Annotated in this window: 16 protein-coding genes; 8 read left to right on the plus strand and 8 right to left on the minus strand. The window is 61.8% G+C overall.

Going from position 1 to position 20260, the window contains the following annotated elements; all coding sequences use genetic code 11:
- Positions 1-309 precede the first annotated feature (309 nt).
- Positions 310-1392: a GlxA family transcriptional regulator gene (locus tag P0D87_RS27585; protein WP_006052196.1), complete on the plus strand. Its 1083-nt coding sequence runs from the start codon at positions 310-312 to the stop codon at positions 1390-1392.
- A 116-nt stretch (positions 1393-1508) separates the two neighbouring features.
- Here P0D87_RS27585 and P0D87_RS27590 read toward each other — a convergent pair whose 3' ends face one another.
- The 5 genes from P0D87_RS27590 to P0D87_RS27610 form a co-directional block, all read right to left on the minus strand.
- Complete coding sequence (locus P0D87_RS27590) at positions 1509-2453, minus strand: choline ABC transporter substrate-binding protein (protein WP_006052197.1); 945 nt, start codon at positions 2451-2453, stop codon at positions 1509-1511.
- Between the two features lie 45 nt (positions 2454-2498).
- A complete protein-coding gene (locus tag P0D87_RS27595) occupies positions 2499-3497 on the minus strand; it encodes a GlxA family transcriptional regulator (RefSeq protein ID WP_053860604.1) in 999 nt (332 codons plus the stop codon).
- 8 nt (positions 3498-3505) lie between these two features.
- The gene (gene choW / locus P0D87_RS27600) at positions 3506-4408 is read right to left on the minus strand and encodes a choline ABC transporter permease subunit (RefSeq protein ID WP_053860603.1); all 903 of its coding nucleotides are present in this window, start codon (positions 4406-4408) and stop codon (positions 3506-3508) included.
- The gene (locus P0D87_RS27605) at positions 4401-5582 is read right to left on the minus strand and encodes a quaternary amine ABC transporter ATP-binding protein (protein ID WP_053860602.1); all 1182 of its coding nucleotides are present in this window, start codon (positions 5580-5582) and stop codon (positions 4401-4403) included. The genes choW and P0D87_RS27605 overlap by 8 nt, the downstream gene beginning before the upstream one ends.
- A gap of 641 nt (positions 5583-6223) precedes the next feature.
- Positions 6224-6550 carry a hypothetical protein gene (locus P0D87_RS27610; protein ID WP_006052201.1) on the minus strand — a complete coding sequence of 109 codons (327 nt, stop codon included), beginning with the start codon at positions 6548-6550 and terminating at the stop codon, positions 6224-6226.
- 336 nt (positions 6551-6886) lie between these two features.
- Between P0D87_RS27610 and P0D87_RS27615 the strand changes: the two genes are divergently transcribed.
- Positions 6887-7252, plus strand: a complete 366-nt coding sequence (locus P0D87_RS27615; protein ID WP_006052202.1) for a BON domain-containing protein — start codon at positions 6887-6889, stop codon at positions 7250-7252.
- Between the two features lie 137 nt (positions 7253-7389).
- Here P0D87_RS27615 and P0D87_RS27620 read toward each other — a convergent pair whose 3' ends face one another.
- Positions 7390-8406, minus strand: a complete 1017-nt coding sequence (locus P0D87_RS27620) for an SDR family oxidoreductase (RefSeq protein ID WP_006052203.1) — start codon at positions 8404-8406, stop codon at positions 7390-7392.
- Positions 8407-8810: 404 nt separating this feature from the next.
- On the opposite strand from P0D87_RS27620, the gene P0D87_RS27625 reads away from it, so the two are divergent.
- The 3 genes from P0D87_RS27625 to P0D87_RS27635 all read left to right on the plus strand — a co-directional run bounded on the left by P0D87_RS27625 (position 8811) and on the right by P0D87_RS27635 (position 12977).
- Complete coding sequence (locus P0D87_RS27625) at positions 8811-10604, plus strand: phospholipase C (RefSeq protein WP_006052204.1); 1794 nt, start codon at positions 8811-8813, stop codon at positions 10602-10604.
- Positions 10605-10761: 157 nt separating this feature from the next.
- The gene (locus tag P0D87_RS27630) at positions 10762-12213 is read left to right on the plus strand and encodes a cytochrome-c peroxidase (RefSeq protein WP_053860895.1); all 1452 of its coding nucleotides are present in this window, start codon (positions 10762-10764) and stop codon (positions 12211-12213) included.
- Between the two features lie 74 nt (positions 12214-12287).
- On the plus strand, positions 12288-12977 hold the full coding sequence (locus P0D87_RS27635; RefSeq protein WP_053860601.1) for an HAD family hydrolase: 690 nt from the start codon (positions 12288-12290) through the stop codon (positions 12975-12977).
- Positions 12978-12983: 6 nt separating this feature from the next.
- Here P0D87_RS27635 and P0D87_RS27640 read toward each other — a convergent pair whose 3' ends face one another.
- Both P0D87_RS27640 and P0D87_RS27645 read right to left on the minus strand, forming a co-directional pair.
- On the minus strand, positions 12984-13376 hold the full coding sequence (locus P0D87_RS27640; RefSeq protein ID WP_053860600.1) for a carboxymuconolactone decarboxylase family protein: 393 nt from the start codon (positions 13374-13376) through the stop codon (positions 12984-12986).
- 158 nt (positions 13377-13534) lie between these two features.
- Positions 13535-15088: a complex I subunit 4 family protein gene (locus P0D87_RS27645; protein WP_053860599.1), complete on the minus strand. Its 1554-nt coding sequence runs from the start codon at positions 15086-15088 to the stop codon at positions 13535-13537.
- A gap of 600 nt (positions 15089-15688) precedes the next feature.
- On the opposite strand from P0D87_RS27645, the gene P0D87_RS27650 reads away from it, so the two are divergent.
- The 3 genes from P0D87_RS27650 to P0D87_RS27660 are packed head-to-tail and all read left to right on the plus strand — an operon-like array spanning position 15689 to position 20209.
- A complete protein-coding gene (locus tag P0D87_RS27650; protein WP_006052209.1) occupies positions 15689-16438 on the plus strand; it encodes an ABC transporter ATP-binding protein in 750 nt (249 codons plus the stop codon).
- Positions 16425-18998 (plus strand): FtsX-like permease family protein, encoded by a 2574-nt coding sequence (locus P0D87_RS27655; RefSeq protein WP_053860598.1) that lies wholly within the window; start codon positions 16425-16427, stop codon positions 18996-18998. Before P0D87_RS27650 ends, P0D87_RS27655 begins: the two co-directional genes overlap by 14 nt.
- Positions 18998-20209: a lipocalin-like domain-containing protein gene (locus P0D87_RS27660; RefSeq protein ID WP_053860597.1), complete on the plus strand. Its 1212-nt coding sequence runs from the start codon at positions 18998-19000 to the stop codon at positions 20207-20209. The genes P0D87_RS27655 and P0D87_RS27660 overlap by 1 nt, the downstream gene beginning before the upstream one ends.
- The last annotated feature ends 51 nt before the right edge of the window (positions 20210-20260 follow it).

Raw genomic sequence — 20260 nt, forward strand, 5'->3', positions numbered from 1 at the left:
CTTGTGCGTTGCAATGCCGGTTTGGCGGGATATCCGTTGAAACAGGCCCTATTGCACCGCACGTCAAATTGAACCGATAGAATAAAAACGGCATGACAGTGGGATAGTGGCGTCAAGCGCCTTGCGCGCCAAGCGTCGCGGCGTATTTACGAAGGCTTCTGACGTATTTTCGACAGGCGCTGCATTGGCGCTGCATTGGCCCGGCCCGATGGCGATTGCCGTTGCCGCCTCCGCCACATTACGATGCATGCCGCGCCGCATCGCGGTGCTATGCTTGGCTCAACTCTTCTTTCGCTCCGGCTGCATTGCATGAACTCCGCTGAACCGCTTCCCCTTCAATCTATCGACGGTGCGCCGAAGCAGCGCATCCGCTTCGGCATTATTCTTCTGCCGAACTTCACGCTGACGGCGTTCTCGGGTTTCGTCGACCTGCTGCGTCTGTCCGCGGACGAAGGCGACTTCAGCAAACCCGTGCGCTGTTCGTGGAGCGTGATAGGGGAAACCCTTGCTCCGGTGCGCGCGAGCTGCGGCATCCAGATCACGCCGTGGGAAACGTTCGACGGCGCCGAGCCATTCGATTACGTGGTCGTGGTGGGTGGCCTGCTGCATTCGGGACCGGCTGCGAGCGACGCGACGCTCGCCTTCATTCGACGCGCCGCTGCCGCCGATGCCACGCTCGTCGGCATGTGCACGGGCGTGTTCTCGCTGATGCGCGCGGGCGTGCTCGACGGCTATCGCATCTGCGTGAGCTGGTTTCACTACTGGGACTTCATCGAGCGATTTCCGTCGGTCAATGAAGAGGCGCTCGTGGCGGACCGGCTGTTCGTGATCGATCGGCGGCGTATTACGTGTTCGGGCGGACGCGCGTCCATCGACGTGGCCGCAGCTATTCTGTTGCGCCACTTCGAAACGGCGACGGTGCAGAAGGCGCTGCGTATTCTGCTCGTCGACGACATGCAAAAAGGCAACGCGCCGCAGCCGCATCCGCCGGGACTTGCGCCTGCTGCGCATCCGAAGGTTAAGCGTGCGATTCTGCTGATGGAACAGCACGTGGGGCGTTCGTTATCGCTCGACGAACTGGCGCGCAAGCTGGACTTGTCGCCGCGTCAATTGGAGCGGCTTTTCAAGGCGCAAACCGGCAAGGCGCCGCAGGCTTACGCGAAGCAGGTGCGGTTGCGCACGGCTGCGTGGTTGTTGACGAGTTCGGACAAAACGGTGGCTGACATTGCTTCGAGTTGCGGCTTTTCCGATGCATCGCATCTGGGCCGCGAATTTCGCAAGCAATTCGGTTTGCCGCCGATGATGTACCGCGAGCAGCGCGGCACAGCGGCGGAAGCGGAAGATAGCGGTGATTATGATGAGACGTTTCCGGGGCGGGCGCAGGCGATTTGAGGTATTGAATCGAAGCGTCCAATTCGAAATCTCGATTTGAGGCCCTTATTCATGGCCTCAAATCGCGCAGCACCAATTTTCGCGCCGCATACCTAACGCGGCGCGAAACTCCCGCTTCACTTCCCCGCCACAAACGCCTTAACTGCCGGCAACCCATCCTTCCCATCAAACGTCTTCACCCCTGCAAGCCACTGATCCAGCACCGCCGGATTCGCCTTCAGCCATTCGCGCGCGGCCTTGTTCGGATCGACCTTATTCATGATCGGCATCATCACGTGGTTCTCGATGTCGGTCGTGAAATGCAGATTCGACACGAGCTTCGCGACATTCGGACAACGCGTCGCATAGTCCGTCGGCGTCACCGTCATCACTTTTGCTTCGCCGTAATTCGGACCGAACACGTCGTCGCCACCGGACAGATAATCGATCTTCATCTGCACATTCATCGGGTGCGGTTCCCAGCCGAGAAACACGATCGGCTTCTTGTCGCGAATCGAGCGGTTCACTTCGACCAGCATGCCCGCCTCGCTCGACTCCACGAGCTTGAACTTGCCGAGCCCATACTGATTGCTGTCGATCATCTTCTTGATGAGCGCATTGCCGTCGTTACCCGGCTCGATGCCGTAGATCTTGCCGCCGAGCTTGTCGTAATTCTTCGCGATGTCGGCGAACGACTTGATGCCGGCCTGATACGCGTAATCCGGCACCGCCAGCGTGTATTTCGCGCCGGTCAGATTGGGTGTGGGCAGCACATTCACCTGGCCGGCTTTCTTGAACGGATCGATCATCGGGTCCATCGTCGGCGACCAGTAACCGAGGAACACGTCGATCTGTTTGCTCTTCACGCCGGCAAACGTGATCGGCACCGAAGCGATCGTTTTGGTCGGCTTGTAGCCGAGTCCCTCGAGCACCGTCGATGCAAGCCCGGTCGTCGCCGCAATGTCGGACCAGCCGACGTCGGCAAAGCGCACGTCGCGGCACGCGGCAGGTTCGGCGGCAATAGCGGAAGTGACGGACGACACAGACAGCGCGCACAACGACGCAGCCCACAAACGTTTCATGGCGGTTCCTCAGGGTCTCAGGGTGATGAATGCTTGACTGCTTCTTTATGCCGACAGCCGCCGCTCCACGCTCGGCGCATGACCGAATTGCGCGCGATACGCCTTGCTGAAATGGCACGGCGAATGGAACCCGCAGACCGCCGTCACGCGCGCGATCGACGCGTCGGTGTTACGCAGCAGTTCACGCGCGCGGCGCAGGCGCAGCGTCAGGTAATAGTGCGTCGGCGATACGCTCAGGAACATCTTGAACATGCGCTGCAAGTGACGCTGCGACAAACGCACGAGCCGCGCGAGTTCGTCGAGCGACAGAGGCTCCTCGATGTTCGCCTCCATCAGCCGCACGACTTCGATCAGTTCGGCGCGCGTGAAGCCGACGCGCGCATCGACGGGAATGTGCTGGTAGTCGGTCGAGCCGCGAATCCTTTCCACGATGAACTGCTCGGACACCTGCGCCGCCACCGAGTGACCAAGACGCATGCCGACCAGGTTCAGCATCAGATCGAGCGGCGCCGTGCCGCCCGTGCACGTCATGCGGTCGCGGTCGATCACGAAGAGTTCGTCGGCGAAACGCACATGCGGGAAGCTCTTGTGCAGCGGCGACATGTCTTCCCAATGCACGGTGCAGCGATAACCGTCGAGCAGACCCGCCGCGAGCAACGCATACGGTCCCGTGCAGATGCCGCCGAGCGGAATGCCTTGCGCGGCCACGTCGCGCAGCAGCGCGATCACCGTGTCGTCCACGTAATCGCGCACGTGCCATCCGGCGCAGACAATCAGCACGTCGGGCATGCCGGCCTGTTCGAGCGTGGTGGTCGGCTTGACGGTGATGCCGTTGCTGGCTCGCGCCGGCTCGCCGTCCGGCGTGATGACCGACCACCTGTAGTGCTCCGCGCGGCCGACATAGTTAGCCATCCGTAGCACTTCGACCGCGCTCGTGAACGCGATCATCGAAAAATTCGGCAGCGTCAGGAAGCCGACGTGCGCGAGTCGGGAAAGCGGCGACCCGGACGGGGCTTCTATCGGAGTGATCGCGTCGCGCTTCATGGGGCGGCTCAGCTATGCTGCGCCGCCGGCGCCCGGCGCACCTTCATCAGATTGCGCACACCCGAAAGCAGCGGCGCGCGTGCCATGCCGGGCGAGCGGCCAAAGCTCTCCGTGATGCGGTCGAGAATGATCGCGAGCATCACGACCGACAGTCCGCTCTCGAAACCGAGCCCGATGTCGAGCCGTTGAATACTGGCGAGCACGTCGTTGCCGAGACCGCCTGCGCCGACCATTGACGCGATGATCACCATCGACAACGCCATCATGATGGTCTGGTTCACGCCCGTCATGATCGACGGCAGCGCGTTCGGAAACTGCACCTTGTAGAGCAACTGCCACGGCGTGCAACCGAACGCCTGCCCCGCTTCCACAATTTCGCGGTTCACGTGCTTGATGCCGAGCGACGTGAGACGCACTGCAGGCGGCATCGCGAAGATCACGGTGGACAGAATGCCGGGCACGCGGCCAAGACCGAACAGCATCGCGGCCGGAATCAGATAGACGAACGCGGGCATGGTCTGCATCAGATCGAGCACGGGGCGCACCATCATCTCGACGGTGCGGCTCTTCGCGGTCCAGATGCCGAGCGGCACGCCGAGCACGAGGCTAATGAAGGTGGACGACAGCGTGAGGCCGAGCGTGATCACCATCTGATCCCAGAAGCCGGTGCCGTAGATCAGCAGCATCGCGAGCAACGTGAAGAGCGCGAAACGCCAGCCCACCCGCCACAAACCGATGCCGACGAAAAACGCCATCAGCGCCCACATGGGCACCGCTTGCAGACCGTGTTCGACGATCGCCGCAAAGCTCTCGATGACCTTGCCGATGGAATCGAAAGTCTTTGCGTCGTGGTCGAGCAGATAGTGAACGCCGTGATCGACCCAGGCGCCAAGTGGAATGACTTCAGACATGGGAACCTCGATGGCGCGTGAGAACGTGCAGCACGTTCGTCTTGTTGACCGAACCACAGTAGGAGCCGTCTGCTTCGACGACCGGCAGGGGCGCGCGGCTCGCGACGACGCGCTGGACCACATCGTCGAGCGGCGTCGTGCGTCGGATGCACTCGACGTAGTTCAGCTTCGCGGACGCGTTGCCCGTTTCGTCGCGGCACACGAAGCCGCGAATCTTGCGCTCGCTGTCGAGCACGAAGGCGTAATCGGCGCTGCCGTTCAGCGTGGCGGCCACGCTCGACACGTCGATCTGCGGCGAGTGCGCATGCATCAGCGGCACAGCGTCGGTCTGCATCAGATCGCTGGCCGTCAGATAGCGGCTCGTGTCGATGCCTTCGAAGAACGCGCGCACATAGTCGTCGGCGGGATTGGTGATGATCTCCTGCGGCGTGCCGATCTGCACGACCTTGCCGCCTTCCATGATCGCGATGCGTGTGCCGATGCGCATCGCTTCCTCGAGATCGTGCGAGACGAACAGAATCGTGCGTTGCTGCTCGCGTTGCAGATCGAGCAGCACATTCTGCATTTCCTTGCGCTTGAGCGGATCGAGCGCGGAGAACGCTTCGTCCATGATCATCAGCGACGGGTTCACGGCCAGCGCCCGCGCGAGACCCACGCGCTGCTGCATGCCGCCCGAGAGTTGCGCGGGCAGCTTCTGCGCGAACGGCGCGAGGCCGACCTGCTCGAGCACCGCCATCGCGCGCGCTTCGCGTTCCTTGCGGCCGATGCCCGCCACCTCGAGCCCGAATGCCGCGTTCGAGAGCACCGTGCGTTGCGGCATCAGCGCGAATGACTGGAACACCATGCTCATGTCCTTGCGGCGCAGCGCGGTCAGTTCGCCGCGCGGCACGCTGGCGACATCGCGCCCGTCGATCAGCACCTTGCCTGCCGACGGCTCGACGAGCCGGTTGATCAGGCGAATCAGCGTCGACTTGCCGGAGCCAGACAGGCCCATGAGCACGAAGATCTCGCCTTCCTTGACCTCGAACGATACGTTGTGAACGCCGACGATCTGACCGGTGCGCGCGAACACTTCTTCTTTCGTCGCGCCTCCTGCCAGCATGCCGAGCGCCTGTTTCGGGTTGGTGCCGAACACCTTGCACAGCCCTTCGACCACGACCTTGGGGGAATTCATTGAATGCTCTCCTATGTGGGCCGGAGTTGGTGCAAAGCACTTACTCTGGTCCCATGCAAAGCTGTCGGGCAGAGTTGGTGCTTTAGCACCTTACTCTGGTCCCATGCAAAGCTGTCGGGCAGAGTTGGTGCTTTAGCACCTTACTCTGGTCCCATGCAAAGCTGTGGCGGACGTCCGTCCGCGCTGTGCATACATAGTTGCCAGAAAAAAGTGCGACTAGCCGACTATTTGCGACAACCACATGTGGAAATACGACACCTATGTCGCGTGGTTGCTGTCGCGCCAGCGTGGAAGCCTTTCTGGGCAAGGGTTTGACGCATATCGACGAAGTGCGCCGAAGATGTCGTTCCAAGCCAAATGAAGGCTTTTTTGGAGCAAAAAACGGCGAGGAAATACGAAATGCGGGGGTGTCGCGGCGCAACAGACGTTGGTGGTCAACGCCAACTCGCGTCGGGAATCGTCTGGCGAAACGCAGATGACACGCGAAACGCCAGGAGACAACGCGTCCGCTAAGAGCTCTCACCGAGCGGCGAGCCATTGCAGCAGCCGCTTGCGAAGACTGCCGAGGTCAGCGCCTTATCATGCGTCTTTACGCGTGCAGCACGAGCATCGCGCCGCACGCAATGATTGCGGATGAATACCTACTGGCTCGCGCCCGTACCGATGCCCGCTTTTTTCTGCGCCTTCTGCAGATCGTCCGGATAGTTGGGGTCGTTGCGCGACGGCTGATAGCCCGCATCCTCGAGTTTCTTCAACTCGGCATTCTTCTTTGCGCGAGCCTGTTTGCGTGCCGCTTTGCGCTCCGCCTTGGTCGGCTTGGCGGTGCTGCTCGCGCCGGTCGCGCCAGGTTGGGCGGTCTGCGCGTTCGTGTCGGTCGTGGTTTGCGCGGCGGCAAGCGGCATGCCGCCTGCTACCAGCGCGGATACGGCGAGGCCGAGCATCATCTGTTTGATGGCAATGGTCTTCATGGCTAACTCCTCTCAAGTTGGCAATTGCATTCAGTTTGTTCAGAACGCATCGTTCACTGCCGCGGATACCGCGCGATGATGCCATGCACGGCCGCAGTCAGAGCTTAATGCCAAACCGCATCGCGCGTGTGGTTGCCAGCACCTCGGCAGTTCGCGCCACGGCCAGTTTTTTTCTGCATGAGCGCGCGTGCTGAGCTATTGTTTAAGCGCGCCGGGAGCGCCGCCGCGGCACGCTTGAACAAAACAGGACGCTCCCAGTGAGAAGAAAACCGCTCACAGGCGTGTGTTTTTTTGCATGCAACGAAGCGACATTAACTTTTCGAGGATGGAGAAAACGTGAAAACAGTCAATCTTTTAAAGGCGCTCGGCATTGCATTGTGCGTCGCCACGGCGTCGAGCGCGTATGCGCAAGCGAGCGATGCGGCAATGGCCGACACGACCGCATCGTCGACTGCGCGCACAAAAGCGGTGAAAAAGACGGACCGCAAGCTCGGCCTCGACGTGCGCAAGGCGTTGTCCAAGGCACAAGGCTTCGACGTGTCAAACGTATACGTTCGGGCTCGCGGCGGCGCGGTCACGTTGACCGGATCGGTGCCTGACGGTGCGCAGATTCCGCAGGCCGAGGACGTGGCGAAGAATGTCGCCGGTGTGAAATCGGTGTCCAACAAGCTGACCGTAGCCACGCCGAACGGCGGAGGTTGAACGCCCGGCTTCACATGATCAACGGCGTCCTGGCGGATTGCATCGGACGACGAAGGGTTGCGCCTCGCACTGCTTTACGCGCATACGGCGCTACCCTTTGTCCCGGTATGTGAATCACAAGTCCAACGGCGCGCCGCTCACACGCGCCCCGCATGCGACGACCTCGCATAACGCGCGAGCATCCACACCGCGGCCGCACCGGCAGCGAGCATGACGGTTTGCCGCGGATGCATCGACGCCTGCGTGTACAGGCTCGACTCCAGCACCCTGCGCTTCTGTCCCGAACGCTCGCGCAACGCGCCGTCGTCGCCATGATTGCCGTCCGGCGTACGCGGCGGTTCCTGCGTACGTTGCGAAGCAATGCCGATGCGGCTCATCACACGGTCATAGAGATTCGGCGCGCGACGCGCGAACGTCACCATCGCCGCCGATGCGCCGCCCACATACAGATCGCGAACCGGCGTGCACGCCGCATGCAGGATCGCCTTGGCGACGATGTCCGGTGCATAGACGGGCGGCGGCAACTTCGGCTGCACGTCGAGATGATTGCGCGCGTGCTCGACGAACTGCGTATGAATGCCCGATGGTTTAATCAGCGTGACGGAAACGGGCGCGCGCTCTTCGATCAACTCCATGCGCAGCGTGTCGGTGTATCCCTTCACTGCATGTTTGGACGCAACGTAAGCGGCTTGCAGCGGCAATGCAATATCGGATAGCTCGCTGCCCAGGTTGATGAGCGCACCGCCGCGCTGCTTCAGGTGCGCAAGCGCAATCATCGATCCCTGCACGACGCCCCAGAAGTTGGTCTCGAACAACTCCTTCTGCTCGTCGATGGGGACATCGGCGCAGCGTCCGAAAATCGAGCCACCCGCGTTGTTCACCCAGGTGTCGAATCCGCCGAAGCGCGCGATGGCCTTGTCCGCGGCGGCCTGCAATTGCGCCTGGTTGCTCACGTCGGCGACCGCGTATTCAACCAGCGCCCCCTGATCGCCGAGTTGGGTGGCGAGCGTGCGGAGCGCTTCCTCGTCGCGCGCGATCAGCATCAGGCGCGCTCCCCTGCTGGCGGCAAGACGCGCGGTCGCAAGACCGATGCCGCTCGTCGCGCCGGTAATGACGATGACCTGCTGGGAGACGGGTTTGAGCTTCACTGTCATGGCAAAGTCCTCGAAAGAAGTAACGAATGGCGGCAGCTAACCGTGGAGACGGCGCGCTGCGTGGGCCGGGTTCGCGTGTTGCAGCATCTGGCGTGCCGACTCGTGTTTTTCGGGCAAATCCCGCGCGCGGCGCCCCGCTCCCGCCAATTGCCGCGCGGCTCGCAGCCCGGCATGACAGCCGACCGTCAGCAAGCGTTATGCAAATGAATGGCGATCGAGAGCCAGCGTAATATGCGCGCCCTTAAATCTTAATCATCGAATGCTTCAATGCGCGCAGCCTGTCGGGGCTGCCGCGCGCACGTCGACAGGCACAGCACCATTTCCAATAAACAAGATCTTCAGCGGACTCCACACGTGCATCAATGGAAGCGCTGAACGGCGAAGTCGAATCTGGAGCCTGTCACATGTTGCGCAGAACCCTGTTACCCATCCCGTTTGCCGCGTTGCTGACGCTCGCCGCGTGCAGCGATCACAGCGTCAATTCGACCGCGTCGTCGACGCCGGCTTCGTCGCCGGCGCCCACGGTGACCGCGCAGGACGCCGTGGCGACCGCGACGCCGATCAAGCACGTCGTCGTGATCTTCGGCGAGAACGTGTCGTTCGATCACTACTTCGCCACTTATCCGCAAGCGGCGAATCCCGTGGGCGAGCCGCAATTCACGGCAGCCGCGGGCACGCCCGCGGTCAACAACCTCGCGAACAACAACCTGATCGCGACGAATCCGAATGCGCTTTCCACGTCGCCGAATACGGCGGGCCGCACGGTCGGTGCCGTGACGATTGCCGGTCTCGGCCTTCCCGCCGCGGATCTGCTGCCGTTTCGCCTCGACCGCTCGCAGGCGAACACGTCGAGCCAGAACCACGCGTACGCCGCGGAACAGCTCGCGTACAACAACGGCGCGATGGACTCGTTCCCGCTCTTCACGGCGGCCGGTTCGACCATCGCCGGCAGCACGGGCGCATTCGCGACCAAGGGCCAGGTGCTCGGCTATTTCGACGGCAACACAGTCACGGCGCTATGGAACTACGCGCAGCACTTCGCGATGAACCAGAACGCGTACACCGACACGTATGGTCCGTCGACACCGGGCGCGCTCGCAGTCGTGTCCGGGCAGAACAACGGCGTGATCGTTGCGGGCGGCACGTCGGGCAACGCGATTCCGGATTCGGCCGGCGGCTTCACGATGGTCGGCGACCTCGACCCCACGGGCGACGTCTGCACCCTCGCGGCGAACAGCGCCGTGACGGGCACGATGTCGTCGAACAACAAGAATATCGGCGACCTGCTCAACGCGAAGAACATCACGTGGGGCGGCTTCATGGGCGGCTTCAATCTGCAGACGGTCAACGCAAACGGCACAACCGGCTGCGCGCGCTCGACGTTCTCGCAGGTGCTCAACGCGACGAAGACCGACTACGTGCAGCACCATGCGTGGTTCCAGTACTACGCGAGCACGGCGAACCTCGCGCATACGCGTCCTTCGTCGACGGCGGTGATCGGCGCGACCGATCCGCTGGATAACACGGCAACGCCGGTTCATCATCAGTACGACACCGATGATTTCTTTGCCGCGGTGAAGGCGGGCAACTACCCGTCGGTCAGCTTCCTGAAGGCGCCGGCTGTCGAGGACGGCCATCCGGGCAACTCGGACCCGATCGACGAACAGGCATTCGTCACGAAGGTCGTCAACTTCCTGCAACAGCAGCCTGACTGGAAGAACACGGCCGTGATCATCGCCTATGACGATTCGGACGGCTGGTACGACCATCGCTACAAGGCGCCGACGAGTTCGTCGTTCGACTCGACGACCGCGCAATCGGCGGGCGGCAAGACGGTGGCGGGCAGCGACAACCTGAGCGCGGCGGGCCAATGCACGGCAGCGGGCGCGGTGCAGCCGCAAGGCGTGAACGGCGGCGCGGTGAACGGCCGTTGCGGTCCGGGCACGCGCACGCCGTTTGTCGTGGTGTCGCCGTGGGCGAAGGCCAATTTCGTCGACGACACGGCGATCACGCAGGCATCGGTCGTGAAGTTCATCGAAGACAACTGGCTGGGTGGCCAGCGCATTGGTGGCGGTTCATTCGATGCGACCGCGGGCAGCATCATGAACATGTTCGACTTCGCGGGCTCGGGCAACAATCCGCCGTTGTATCTCGATCAGAACCTCGGCACGAAGCTCGCGACCGCGCCGGCAATCTGAGCGTAAGCGTGAGCCTGGGTTGCGCGCGAACCTTGCCGTCTTTCGACGGCCGCGCGCAACTCATCGCACAAGCGTAATCAGGCGTCGAGCCAGCCCCTGCATGCTGGCTCGATTCGCTTTTTTTATCGTATACGAAGCACTATTCGTCATCATCGCCATGAACCGATCTTCAGACGCCGCCCTGCCGCCGACCCTTCCCGCCGGCGGTGAACCGGGTCCCATTGTCACGCGCCGCTCGCTGCTGAAACTCGCTGCATGGGGCGCTGCGTGCAGCGTGATTGCGGCCGTTGCGCTTGGCGCGTATGCACTGGTTTATCCCGAGCGCATGCCGGCTGCTGTCGGCGCAATCGTTGAAGACATCACCGGCGCGAATCCGCAACCCGTGCATCTAATGCGACCGGCTCGCGCGCCGTTGAGCGCAGTGGCATTGCTCGGCAAGCAGATTTTTTTCGACCCGTCGCTGTCGGCTTCGGGCACGCAATCGTGCGCGTCGTGCCACTCGCCAAAGAATTCGTATTCGCCGGACAACGCATTTCCGGTTCAGCTCGGTGGCGCGCATATGAATGAAGCGGGTTATCGTCCGCCGCCGTCACTCACGTATCTGTATCGGCAGGCGCCGTTCAGCATTGGCCCCGATCAGGGCGACACCGACGCGCCCGTCGATCTCACGCAACTCGCTTCGCAAGCCGCCGGCGTGCAGCGCGCACAGAAGACCGCCCTCGCCGCGCCCGCCGCCCCGGCGATGGTGCCGCAAGGCGGACTCTTCTGGGACGGCCGCGCCGATACTTTGCAGGACCAGGCAATTGGCCCGCTGACGAATCCAGTGGAAATGGCCAACAAGACGCCGGAAGACGTCGCGCACAAGCTGCTACAGACAAAGTACATCGATCAGTTCAAACAGATCTTCGGGCCGGCGATTGCTGCGAACCCGAGCCTGCTGATCTCCGAGGCGATGTTCGCAGTGGGCCGCTATCAGATCGAAGATCCGTCGTTTCACGCATTCACGAGCAAGTACGATTATTGGCTCGAAGGCAAAGCGCGGCTCACGCATGCCGAACTGCACGGCCTGCAATTGTTCAACGATAAGGACAAGGCCAACTGCGCCGGCTGCCACCTGAGTCAGCCGACGAGGGACGGCCTGCCGCCCGTGTTCACCGACACGCAATATGAAGCGCTTGGCGTGCCGCGCAATCCGGCGATTCCCGCGAACAGGGACCCGAAGTTCTTCGATATGGGGGTATGTGGGCCGTTTCGTGATGATCTCGCGAAACAGACGCAATACTGCGGCATGTTCCTCACGCCGACGCTGCGCAATGTCGCGAACCGCAAGGTGTTTTTCCACAATGGCGTCTATCACGACCTGAAGCAGGTGATGGACTTCTACAATCTGCGTAACACGTCGCCGGAAAAAATCTATCCTCGCGATGCCTCGGGCCACGTACAGAAGTACAACGATTTGCCCGCGCAATATCACGCGAACGTGGATGTTTCCGACGCGCCTTTCGATCGCAAAGCGGGCGACCAGCCCGCGATGAGCGAGGAGGACATGCAGGACATCATCGCGTTTATGAAGACGCTGAGCGATGGGTATCGCGAGGGCGGCTCGTGAATGAGGCTGCGCAGCGCCTCGCGGGCCGTTGAGGTATTCTTTGCGGTTCCCCGACTCTTGCCCTACTCCAACCGATGGCCGATTTCCCCTTCGACGCCGTACTCTTCGATTGCGACGGCGTGCTCGTCGATTCAGAACCGATTACGAACCGCGTGCTCACCGAAATGCTCGGCGAATTAGGCTGGCAATTGAGCATCGAAGAGACGATGCGGATTTTCGTAGGCAAGGCCGTGAAGGATGAAGCGCCGTTGATCGAAGCGCAGACCGGCGTGGCGATCACCACCGACTGGCTGATGCAATTCCGCGCGCGCCGCAACGCAGCGCTCGATAAAGAACTGGCCGCTATTCCGGGCGCTGTCGCAGCGGTTCGCGCTATTCATGCAGCGTTGAATGGACGCATTGCGGTCGCGTCCGGCGCGGACCGCGTGAAAGTCGAATTGCAATTGACGAAGGCGGGCATTCTAGAGTGCTTCGAGGGCCGCATCTTTAGCGGTCACGAAACGCCCCGCAGCAAGCCATTTCCCGATGTTTATCTGGCAGCGGCGGCGGCGTTGAACGTGGACCCGGCGCGCTGCGCGATCGTCGAAGATACGGTGACCGGCGCGACTGCCGGCGTGGCAGCAGGTGCGACGGTGTTCGGCTACTGCCCGAATGAATTCGGGCACAGCAGCGCAGCCGCGTTGCGCGCGGCCGGCGTCGTGCAGGTGTTTCGGGACATGAGCGACTTGCCCGGCTTGCTTGCCGCGTGGCGCGGCGGGGCGTGAATCGGGCTACTCGAACGCTGCGTCGATCGGCACGCGGTATCCCACCGCGAGGCGGTTGGTTTCGTTAGCCATGCCAACTACCGCGAGCAGTTCGCCGAACATCTCGTCGGTCATACCCGCACGGCGAGCGGCGGCCGTGTGACTCGCAACGCAATAACCGCAGTTGTTCGTCACGCTCACGGCCACGTAGAGCAACTCTTTCATTAACGGATCGAGCGCGCCGGGCTTCATCACGTCTTTCAGAGTGTCCCATGTGCGCGCGAGAGTCGGCGGATGCTGCGCGATGTACTTCCAGAAGTTGTTGACGTCGTCGACCTGACGCGTCTCCTTGATATCGTTGTACACGGCTTTGACTTCGGGTGACGCTGCGGAATACTCCACGGCTTTCTGCTGACTCATGGGCTCTCCTGTGTTTGACTGCATGAAAAGTGCGATTCGTGCTCGGTTCGGCAGATGCGACATATGCGGCCTATGCCGCATATTGCGTCTGCGTCCGCGTCTATTGTGCGCGCATTTTGCCGAACAGGAATCGACTATTCCGGCCTTACACTACCCTATCACCCTGGCGTGCGCGTCACCGCAACAACCGCCGCCGGCGCCGCTGCTTGCAGGTGTTCGACGCCATCGCGACGCGTCGGCTCCGGACGCGTGGAGCGCTCCGATTGCGCCAGCAACGTACCGACAGACGGATCGATTGCATCGGTGAAAGGCTTCGGATCCAGTCCGATTGCAAGCACCAGCAACGCCATTGCGCCGAGCAATACGAACTCGCGCTTACCGAGATCTTTCAATCCCGCGACTCGCGCATTTGCGATCGCGCCGAAAATCACGCGCTTGTACATCCACAACGTGTAAGCCGCGCTCAGAACCAGCGTGGACGCCGCCATTGCGCCGATCCAGAAGTTAAAGCGAATCGCGCCCATCAGCACCATGAATTCGCCGACAAAACCGGAAGTACCCGGCAGACCGATATTCGCCATCGAAAACAACATCACAAAAGCAGCGAAACGCGGCATCGTATTCGCAACGCCGCCGTACTCGTCAATGGCGGCAGTTTTCGTGCGATCGTAAAGCATGCCTGTGCACAACAACATCGCGCCGGACACCACGCCATACGACAGCATCTGCACAATCGCGCCGGCCTGACCGATGCGGTTGAACACGAAAAGACCCAGCGTAACGAGTCCCATATGGGCCACCGTCGAATACGCGAGCAGTCGGCGCATGTCGGTCTGCACGAGCGCGAGAAGGCTTGCGTAGATCACGGCGACGAGCGAGAGCGTGATCATCATCGGCGCGAAAAAATGGCTGGCCTGCGGCGCGATCGGCAATGCAAAGCGGAGCAGACCATAGCCGCCGAGTTTCAGCATGCCGATCATCACCGCCGCGCCGGTGGGGCCGTCGAGGTGCACGTCGGGCAACCAGGTATGCAACGGCCACATCGGCACTTTCACGCCGAATGCCGCGAGAAAGCCGAGGAAAATGAGTACTTGCGGCATCGTGCCAAGCCGCGTTTCGCGCCACAGCGCGAGATCGAAACTGTGCGTCTGGCTGTACAGATACAGCATCGACATCAGCATCATCAGCGAGCCGAGGAACGACACGAAAAAGAACTTCACCGCGGCATACGAGCGATTGGAATGTCCCCATGTGCCGATCAACAGATAGAGCGGAATCAACGTGGCTTCGAACGAGACAAAGAACATCATGCCGTCGAGCGACGTGAATACGCCCTGCATAAAGCCGGACAACATCAGAAAGGCGCCGAAGTACTGCGCGGTTCGCTCGGTGATCGACTCCCATGAAGCGACCACGATGATGATCGTCGTCAGCGCAGTCAAGGCGACGAGCCACAGCGAAATACCGTCGACGCCCACGTGCCACGCGATGTCGAATGTCGGCGACCATCGGAAGTTCTCGACAAATTGCATCGACGTGACGTCATTGCGGAAGTTCGCCACCAGCGGAATCACCGGCACGAAACCCGCCACGGCGCCCATCAATGCGAGCCAGCGCGTGCGGCCGCGTGCGGCGTCGGAGCCCGCGCGCAGAAGCACCAGGCCGGCGACGATAGGGATCCAGATAAGTAGACTAAGAAGAGGCAATGGCATGTGCTCTATCGAAACTTGGAGTACAAAACGCCGCCGCAATGCTTTCTATTTGGAAAGTATTGAAGCGAAAATGTAGGCTTCTCTTGATCGGACTTGCGTGAATCGGTACTACCGGAGTTCACGTTTACCCGCAGTCGAATGACAAGGGTGGAAGGTTACCAAGATAAGAATAATTTTGCATCGCAACAATGCGCCGATGCCGTAGACAATGGATTGTTGCGCCCGTGGCCTCTTGCGCAACGAATAAAAATGTGCGTTTGCACAATCCCACGACACCTGGTGGCGACGTCGCGCAGTTGCTGAAGGAAGCGGACTTTTGCCGGCTCTTTGGGAGAACTTTTTCGGGTCGCTCAAGGCTCCGCACGCAAGGCACTCGCGGTACTCGTCGTACGGCATTCCCCGATTGCTCTTTTTCGGCCTGTAGCGCAGAGCTTTTTTATAAAGCGCGAAAAATTTTTGTTCTGTCGCGCGCCCGAAAGAAGGCGCGAGCGTCAGCCAACTTTCGCGCAGGGTGCCGCGCGACACTGATAACCCGATGCGCCGACGCACCTTACAGAAGCCGAATATACTCAGCGATCAACAGTACTTTGCGGACCATGCATGCAGTTTCGTGACGAAGATGCGATACCCGCGCTCGAGTGCCGCGGGCTGAGCAAGAAGTACGGCAGCGGTCGAGTCGTGCTCGCCAATCTGGATTTCACGCTCGCGCCCGGCGAATTCGTTGCGATCATGGGCGACTCGGGCGTCGGCAAATCGACGCTGCTCAATCTGATCGCCGGCCTCGATCAGGCGGACAGCGGCGAGGTGATGATCGGCGGTGCTGCCGTTTCGCGTCTGGATGACAATGCCGCGACGCGTTTGCGTCGTCAGAAACTCGGCTTTGTCTTTCAGGCCTTTCACGTGCTGCCACATCTGACGCTTGCGCAGAACGTCGCATTGCCGCTGCTGTTAAATGAACTGCCCGTTTCCGCCGCGCTCGACATGCTCGCGGCAGTCGGGCTCGAAGGCCGTGGCGACGATTTTCCGCGGCAACTGTCGGGCGGCGAACTGCAACGCGTTGCCATCGCGCGCGCCCTCGTGCATCGCCCTACTTTGATCCTCGCCGACGAGCCGACGGGCAACCTCGACCCCGACACAGCGCATGGCGTGCTCGCGTTATTTCGAGCGCAAAGCAAGGCGACCGGCGCGGCAACGATGATGGTCACACACTCGCAGGCCGCGGCCGCGATTGCCGATCGCATCCTGATTCTCAGCGACGGCGCCTTGCATCCCGCATCGCAAGCACAGGCGCTTTCACCCGCGGAATACGGCTCGCAACCTGCAGCGCGTTCAGTCGATGACGCCCGCTGATTCGTACCGCCCCGCGCGCACGCGCGGGCATCGCACTCTCGCGCGCTGGCTGCTCGGCGCCGAATGGCGCAGTCATCGCGGACGGGCACTCGTTGCAATTGCAACGATCGCGCTCGGCGTGGCGCTTGGCTATGCAGTGCAACTCATCAACAGTGCAGCCTTCAACGAGTTCTCCGCTGCGGCGCGCAGTCTTTCGGGCCAGGCAGATTTGCAAGTACGCGGCGCACAACCTTTATTCGACGAGTCAATTTATCCGCGCGTGGCCACAAGAGCGGGCGTCGCGCTCGCGAGCCCCGTACTGGCGCTCGACGTCAGCGTGCATGAACTCAATGCCGCGCTGCCGGTGCTCGGCATCGATGTATTCAGGGCGAGCCGTATTGCGCCGGATCTGATCGGCGTTCCGTCAGCCGCGCAGCCGCTCGACACGCTCGCCTCCGACGCCGTGTTCCTCTCCACCGCCGCGCAGCAATGGCTGCATGTGAAGACGGGCGATCAGGTCGTGCTGCAAAACGGCACCGCGCTCGTGCATTTGCGCGTGGCCGGCGGCATCGCCAGAACACGGCCAGGGCAACGGCTCGCCATCATGGATATCGCGGCCGTTCAGTGGAAATTCGGCAAGGTCGGCAAACTGTCGCGCATCGACGTGCAGCTCAAACGTGGCGTCGACCGCGAGCGCTTCAAGCGCGATCTGCAGAAAGAGCTAGGTAGTCAATGGATCATTGCGGAAACGCGCGACGTCGAAAGTCGCACTGACAGGCTCTCGCGTGCCTATCGAATCAACATGAACGTGCTCGCGCTCGTCGCGCTTTTTACCGGCGCGTTTCTCGTCTTTTCGACGCAGGCATTGAGTGTCGTGCGTCGTCGTGCGCAGTTTGCGATGTTGCGCGTACTCGGACTGACACGCGGCCAGCTATTGCGTCAGATTCTCTTCGAGGGCGCGCTGCTCGGCTTGCTCGGTTCGCTATGCGGCCTTGCGCTGGGTTATGCGCTTGCTGCGGGCGCGTTGCGCTTTTTTGGCAGCGATCTCGGTGGCGGCTATTTTCCCGGCGTGCAACCGCAGGTCGGCTTCGAACCGCTTGCAAGCGCACTCTTTTTGACGCTCGGCATCGCGGTGGCTGTTCTCGGCAGTCTCGCGCCGGCACTCGAAGCGGCACGCGCACGGCCCGCGTCGGCACTGAAGGCAGGCGCCGAAGAAGGCGCGCTCGCGCGGCTCGCCACGCCGTGGCCTGCATTGCTATGCCTGCTGATCGCGGCGCTGCTGACGCAAGCGCCGCCTTGGTTCGACGCGCCCATTGGCGGTTATGTGGCCGTCGCGTTGTTACTTATCGGCGGCATTGCATTGATGCCGCGCGTGACCGCCCTTGTGTTCGGTGCAACGAGTCGCGGTTTGGCTGCGCGGCCGCGCAGCGGCGTCGCGAGTACGCTTGCGCTCGCACGCCTTGCAAATGCGCCGGGTCATGCGTCGATTGCAATGGGCGGCGTGTTGTCGAGCTTCGCGCTGATCGTGGCGATGGCGATCATGGTCGCGAGCTTTCGCGTGTCCGTCGAAGACTGGCTCGTGCATCTGCTATCGGCCGATCTCTATGTACGGGTCGCACAGAACGGCGACACCGGCGGTCTCAGCGCCGATGAGCAGCGCCGGCTTGCAAGCGTCCCAGGCATTGCGAGAGCAGCCTTCACGCGCGCGTCGCATATCACACTCGACCCCGCGCGCCCCGACATCGCGATACTTGCCCGCGAAATCGATGTGGCCGATCCTGGCGCGAATCTGCAAATGACGGGACCTGTACTCGGTATTCGTGATCTGCACGGCGACGAAACACCTGTTTGGGTATCCGAAGCAATGATCGATCTATACGGCTATAAGCTCGGACAGCGTGTTCACTTGCCGATTGGCGAGCGCGGACACGCGTTCGTCGTGGCCGGCGTGTGGCGCGACTATGTGCGGCAAAGCGGTGCGATACAGATACGGCTCGCCGATTATCGGCGCCTCACCACCGACATGAGTGCGACCGATGTCGCGGTAAGCGTCGAACGAGGCGCGAGCGTCGAAAGCGTAATAGCCGGATTGCGCGCACTACCTTTCGGCGCGATGTTGCAGATCGCGCAGCCCGGCGACATTCGTGCGCGCACGCTCGTGATTTTCGACCGGAGCTTTGCGGTCACCTATCTTCTCGAGGCGGTCGCGATTGTTATCGGCTTGTTCGGTGTGGCCGCAACGTTCTCCGCACAGACGCTCGCGCGCGCTCGTGAGTTCGGCATGCTGCGGCATGTCGGTGTAACGCGCTCGCAGATCCTCGCAGTACTCGCACTCGAGGGCGGTCTGCTCACGGCATGCGGCATTGCAATGGGCTTCGTTCTCGGGTTTGCGATCAGCCTGATTCTTGTATTCGTCGTCAATCCGCAATCGTTTCATTGGAGCATGTCGCTGCATGTTCCGTGGATTATTCTCGGCACCGTTGCACTGGTGATGCTGGCGTCGTCGTGCTCGACGGCCGTGCTCGCGGGACGCGGCGCGGTTTCCGTCGATGCGCTGCGCGCCGTCAAGGAGGACTGGTGATGCGAACGCGGCTGCGCTTCTCGTCGACGTGCGGACTCGTGCGGCGCGCGGCGGTTCTTCGCCTTGCGGTTGAGATCAGGCTTCGCATTGCGCGGTTTTGGCGTGTACGCCCGCGAGTTTCTACCTTGTTTCTTTCTACCGTACTCACTGTTTCGCCGGCCTTCGGCGCAACGCCGGAGTTTGCCGTCGTCACAAAAGAACGTCCCATCGTGCTGCCGATGGACACTGGCGCTCACGCCGATTTTCGCACCGAGTGGTGGTACGCGACGGGCTGGCTCAACACGACGGACAACAAGCCGCTTGGTTTCCAGATCACTTTCTTCCGGTCCGCAACGGGCCACGATGCCGCGGACCCGAGTACTTTTGCGCCTTCTCAATTGATCATTGCGCATGCGGCGCTGAGTGATCCGGCACTGGGTCATCTCGTGCACGATCAACGGATTGCGCGCCAGGGGTTCGGGCTTGCGTATGCGAAGCCCGCCAACACCGACGTGAAGCTCGATGCATGGAAAATCGTCCGTGCCGCGGATGGCCGCTACGATGTCGCCGTCGATGCCGGCGAATTCACGTTGCATCTCACGCTAACACCGACACAGGCACCGTTGATTCAAGGCGAGCGCGGCTACTCCCGCAAGGGCCCTCGACCGGAACAGGCGAGCTACTACTACAGCGAGCCGCAACTGCGTGTGTCGGGCAGCGTGACAAGGCCTGTCACTGGAGGCGGTTCATCGCAAGCTGCCACTGCGGTAACGGGCATTGCGTGGCTCGATCACGAATGGTCGAGCACCCTGCTCGATGCGAATGCAGTGGGATGGGACTGGTTGGGCGCTAATCTGTTCGACGGATCGGCTTTAATGGCCTTCAAGGTGCGCGGCCGCGACGGACACGCTATTTGGGCGCACGCTGCAATGCGCGATCGTGATGGACATGTCACGACTTTCGCCCCGAAGGAGGTCGAGTTCACGCCGCGCCGCACGTGGCGTTCACCGCGCACCAACACGCCGTATCCGGTCGCGATGACGGTGAGGACCGGCGCGCTGACCTGGCAGCTCGATCCGCTGATGGACGATCAGGAACTGGACTCGCGGCAGTCCACCGGCGCGGTGTACTGGGAAGGCGCGGCGCGGGTGAGCCGCGATGGCACGGAGCTCGGGCGGGCGTATCTGGAACTGACTGGCTATGCGGGCGCGATGCGCATGGGCGGGCCGTGACGGCGCACCGCATTTTGCCGCCCTTTGTTCCGCCCTTTGTTCCGCCCTTTG

Source organism: Paraburkholderia sp. RL17-368-BIF-A, from assembly GCF_046054045.1.
Lineage (GTDB): Bacteria > Pseudomonadota > Gammaproteobacteria > Burkholderiales > Burkholderiaceae > Paraburkholderia > Paraburkholderia graminis.